At 52.4% G+C, this 5,045-nt stretch carries 3 protein-coding genes and 1 pseudogene; all 4 read left to right on the top strand.

Annotated features, from left to right (window positions below; genetic code table 11):
- Positions 1-113: 113 nt before the first annotated feature.
- Positions 114-1,406, top strand: a complete 1,293-nt coding sequence (locus OSC10802_RS45250) for a protein kinase domain-containing protein (protein WP_082218508.1) — start codon at positions 114-116, stop codon at positions 1,404-1,406.
- Between the two features lie 659 nt (positions 1,407-2,065).
- Complete coding sequence (locus tag OSC10802_RS45245) at positions 2,066-3,313, top strand: protein kinase domain-containing protein (RefSeq protein ID WP_017721616.1); 1,248 nt, start codon at positions 2,066-2,068, stop codon at positions 3,311-3,313.
- Positions 3,314-4,022: 709 nt separating this feature from the next.
- Positions 4,023-4,583: a COP23 domain-containing protein gene (locus tag OSC10802_RS0136060; protein ID WP_017721614.1), complete on the top strand. Its 561-nt coding sequence runs from the start codon at positions 4,023-4,025 to the stop codon at positions 4,581-4,583.
- Between the two features lie 232 nt (positions 4,584-4,815).
- Positions 4,816-5,045, top strand: a pseudogene (locus tag OSC10802_RS53740) (hypothetical protein); the annotation flags it as partial.

Raw genomic sequence — 5,045 nt, 5'->3', positions numbered from 1 at the left:
GGGGGTGTGCCGGTGGAAAGGCTGGGATGTTCTGCAAAACGTTTCTGGCTGTGTATTTTAACATACAAGTTATTAGCCCCCAGCCCTTAGCCCCCAATTGGAACAGATTTTTTATGGCAGGACAACTTTTAGATGGACGGTACGAACTCGCGAAAGCTCTGAGTTCGGGCAGCTTTGGCAAAACTTATCTGGCGAGAGATACTAAGCGTCCGGGAAATCCGCTCTGTGTTGTGAAGCAATTGCAGCCGGCTAAGTCCGATCCTCAGATTCTGCCGGTCGCCCGTCGTCTCTTTAATACGGAGGCGGAAACGTTGGAGCAGCTGGGGACGCATTCGGAGATCCCCCAGCTGTTCGCTTATTTTGAGTGGAATGGGGAATTCTATCTCGTCCAGGAATATATGGCGGGACATTTGTTGAGTGAGGAACTGCTGCCGGCAAAGCCTCTTTCAGAGGAGCAAGTGTTCCAGATTCTGTCAGAGCTGTTAGAAGTCCTAGAGTTTGTCCACCGGCACAATGTTATCCACCGCGATATCTGTCCGCGAAATATTATCCGGCGCGAGCGCGATAATAAGTTGGTCCTGATTGATTTTGGGGCGGTTAAGCAAATAACGGCCCAGACCAACCCGACGATTATCATTGGCACTCACGGCTATATGCCGGTGGAGCAAGCGCTGGGAAACCCTCGCTTGAGCAGCGATATCTATGCGGTGGGGATGCTCGCTATCCAAGCTCTGACCGGCATCTCGCCGGTGAAACTGCCAAAAGATACGCAAACTCTGGAAATCCTCTGGCGGGATAAAGCGCAGGTGAGTCGGGGGCTGGCGAATATTCTGGATAAAATGGTGCGCCACGACTGGAAGGAGCGCTACCCGTCTGCGAAGGAAGCGCTGCAAGCTTTGGAGGCTTGGAAGGGGCGGGGGAGTGCTGTTGGAATGCAGCCATTTGCAGTGGGCTCAGCGCTGCCTTTTCGTCTGGAGAAATCTGCTGTAATAGGGGTGTTGGCTGTAGGGATTTTGGCGGCTGCCGGCTTTATGTTATTAAATAATAAGAAACAATCGCCTGTGCAATTGCGACTCAGCGGTGAACTGGTGAGGGGGGCGCTGACTACCAGTGACAGCACTCACTTCGATCCGCTGGGGAATAATAGTTATGCGGATTTTTACGTTTTTGAGGGTCACGGGGGTGAGAAGGTGACCATTGAGATGAGGAGTGAGGTGTTTGACCCCTTTTTGATTTTGCGCGATCCGCAGGGGAAGGATATGGCTTTTAATGATGATGAGTCGCCGGTGGATTTTAATGCGAGAATTGTGGCGAAGCTGCCGGTGGATGGGACTTATACTGTGATCGCGCGCTCTAAGGAAACTGGGGAAACGGGGGATTATACTTTGCGGGCGGTGGGGAATTAGGGAAGAACCCCACCCCCAACTCCCTCCCCGGTTTGTAGTTGGGCTTTAGCCCAAAAGTTCGTAGTTGGGCTTTAGCCCAAAAGTTCGTAGTTGGGCTTTAGCCCAAAAGTTCGTAGTTGGGCTTTAGCCCAAAAGTAAGTTCGTAGTTGGGCTTTAGCCCAAAAGTTCGTAGTTGGGCTTTAGCCCAAAAGTTCGTAGTTGGGCTTTAGCCCAAAAGTTCGTAGTTGGGCTTTAGCCCAAAAGTTCGTAGTTGGGCTTTAGCCCAAAAGTTCGTAGTTGGGCTTTAGCCCCACACCCGCCGGTGCACTCGCCGGTACACCCCCCTGCGCCCAAACAACAGCGACGCCGCACCGGCATCTCCTCTCCGAGCTCTGAGCTCGAACGATGGACCTCTGAGCTCGAACGATGGACCTCTGAGCTCGGATGATGGACCTCTGAGCTCGAACGATGGATCTCTGAGCTCGAACGATGGGACAGGCGAGACGCCTGTCCTACGTCTTAACCTAATCTCAGGGACAGGATAGGGACAGGCGAGACGCCTGTCCTACGTCTTAACTTCATCCCACCGGCATCCTTGGGGCGATGCCAAGATACCTTCTCAAGTGGCGAGGCGCTCTAACAGGGATAATACAGGAACAGTACGACCTAACCACTAATCTATGATAGGACAACTTTTAGATGGGCGTTACAAGATTGTCGGAGTTCTCGGTTCAGGGACTTTTGGGCAAACCTATCGGGCAGAAGATACGAAGCGTCCGGGAAATCCGACTTGTGTTGTCAAGCAATTAAAACAGGCTATCTCTAACGCTGCAATTCTACAAACTGCCCGCCGGCTCTTTAATATAGAGGCGGAAACTTTGGAAAAGCTGGGGACTCATCCGCAAATTACCCAGCTTTTTGCTTATTTGGAGTCCGGGGGGGAATTTTACCTGGTTCAAGAATACATTGCAGGGCATCCGCTGACTCAGGAACTGGTTCCGGACAAACCCCTGCCAGAGGAGGAAGTGACCGGCATGTTGCTGGAACTGTTAGAAATTCTGGACTTTGTGCATGGCAATAATGTTATCCACCGCGACATTAGCCCGAAGAATATTATGCGGCGCGATGGGGATAAGAAGTTGTTTTTGATTGATTTCGGGGCGGTTAAGCAGGTCAGCAGCCAGGGGCCAAACTCAACGATTATGATTGGCACGAAGGGATATATGCTGGTGGAGCAAATCGCTCGCCACCCGGAGTTGAAAAGTGATGTCTATGCGGTGGGAATGATTGCGATTCAAGCACTTACGGGGAAAAACCCGCTGCAACTCCCACTCAATCCCGCCACCCAGGAAGTTATCTGGCGCGATCGAGTGCCGGTGAGCCCGAAGTTAGGGGATATTTTAGACAAAATGGTGCGGCGGGACTGCCCGCAGCGTTACTCCACGAAAGAAGCGCTGGAAGCTGTCAGGAACTTGAAAAAGCCTGCGGGTCTGCCGGCATTTTTATGGGCAGTGCCGGTGGTGCTGGTTCTTATTATAGCACCGGCAGTGATAAAGTTGCTCGCCGGCGGTAAAAATTCATCTTCCCGATTGCCGGTGAATGGGGAAGCGGTGAGCGGTGTTCTCTCCAGTGCTGACCGCAGCGACAACCCTCTGGACAGCACGTTCTCGAAGGTGTACTTTTTTGAGGGGCGCGGGGGTGAGCCGGTGACGGTTGAGATGGCGAGTCAGGAGTTTGACCCCTATTTGGTTTTGCGCAATGCGGATGGTAACACAGTGGATTATAATGATGATATATCGCCGCAGAATTTTAATGCCAAAATTGTCACGACTCTGCCGGCGGATGGGACTTATACGGTTATTGCTCGTTCTAAGGAAGCGGGGGAAACAGGGGCTTACACTTTGCGGGTGACTAGCGGTACTCGCTGATTGCTAGTTTCCAGGCGATTGGAAAGAAGCTGTTGGCGAATTAACGGGGGGTTAGACCTCTGGCTAGTTGGCCAGGTTCCTGGCGATTGAAAATCGCGGCTATACAGACAAAGCCCGCCTACGCGGGCTAAAGAAAGCCGTATTCTTTTTGCCAGGGTATATATGCTCTGGCGATTTGCCAAGTTTCCTGGCGATTGGAAATCGCGGCTATACAGACAAAGCCCGCCTTCGCGGGCTAAAGAAAGCCGTATTTTTTTTGCCAGGGTATATATGCCCTAGCCATTGAAAGATGGTGTTGGGGGAATTGATAGGGTATTTACCCCACCCCCAACCCCTCCCCGTTGACGGGGAGGGGAGCTTTGTGGGAACCTTTGTCGCTCTCTTTCCTGGTCTTTACTTGAAAAAAAACCTCGCATATTTTGAGAGTCTGGATCTACTCTTAGCCCGCAAAGGCGGGCTTCGTTTGTATAGATTTCCAATCGCCCCGAACCTAGCTAATCGCCTGGAACCCAGCAAAGCAAAAGGTATAGCCCCTCACGGATTTGCCAACTGTCTCCTGAAATCGCGGTTATCCAGATAAAGCCCACCGGCACCGGCATCGGCACCGGCATCCCGCAACATATTGTTACAAAAAAGCCTAGCCAAACGGGAGAATCTGTGATAGGGTAGTGAGAATCTTATAATCGCTTGCGGGGGAGAGGTGCCGGCCATGAAGCTCAAAGCAATTATAGCAGTTCTGGCGACAGGGGCAATGGCTGCCGGTTGCGCCAACACGACGGAAGTCTCGAAGCAGCCCGAATCTAATCCAGATAAGTCCAGTGAGACGGTCACTTTTATCTGCCGTGAGGGCTTCGACAAGGTGAGCGGTCAAAAATTGCCCACCACCTACGCTAGTAACGCTCGCGGTAAAATTGCGGTTGTTCGCTGGGAAACGAATTATTTCAGCAAGTCGGGCTACACTCCTAAGGAGCGCTGCGAGGAGGTGTCGCCCCGATTGCAAAAGGCTTACGAAAATGGCAGCCTTCTGTTCCTAGCTTATGGGACAATGAACGGTCAGCCGGCAATCTGCACGAGTCGCTCTGACGGAGGGGGTTGCGATACTTTGCTGATTACGCTGCGACCAAATGACGACCCTATGCCAATTCTACAGCAGCTCGGCGACACGCTCCAAGGTCGATCCACCGGCCCACTTCGCCACAGTTCCGGCGCTTCCCAAATGTACATTCAGGTGGATATTAAGGAGTTTCTCGAGTCTGCGCCGGTGGATTGAGAGCAGGGGTTTGGGACAGGCGGGATGCCGGTGCCACGGTTTGTAGTTGGGCTTTAGCCCACAGTTCGTAGTTGGGCTTTAGCCCCACAGTTCGTAGTTGGGCTTTAGCCCCACAGGTTCGTAGTTGGGCTTTAGCCCCACACCCGCCGGTGCACCGGCGAGAGGAAAGGGACAGGCGGGACGCCTGTCCTACAGGTTGTTAATTCGTGAATACTATATTATACACAGAAAGATGAATCGAAATTCGCTAATTTGGATTGCTGCTTTTGGACTGTTCCTGCTACCGGCATCGGCAATGTCTCTGGGGGGATGCACCCCCCAACCGGCAACTTTGGAGCAAGTCGCCGCGCCTCTATCCGAGGAGGAGTTGCAAAAGCTAGCGGCATCAATTACAGTAAAGGTAATCGCCAAAAATGGGGCGGGTTCGGGGACGCTGATCGGCAAGCAAAAGGGGGTTTATAC

Source organism: Kamptonema formosum PCC 10802, from assembly GCF_000332335.1.
In the GTDB taxonomy this organism is placed as follows: Bacteria; Cyanobacteriota; Cyanobacteriia; order Cyanobacteriales; family Oscillatoriaceae; genus Oscillatoria.
Note: the sequence above shows the minus strand (reverse complement) of the source record. Positions and strands in the feature narration are given on the sequence as shown.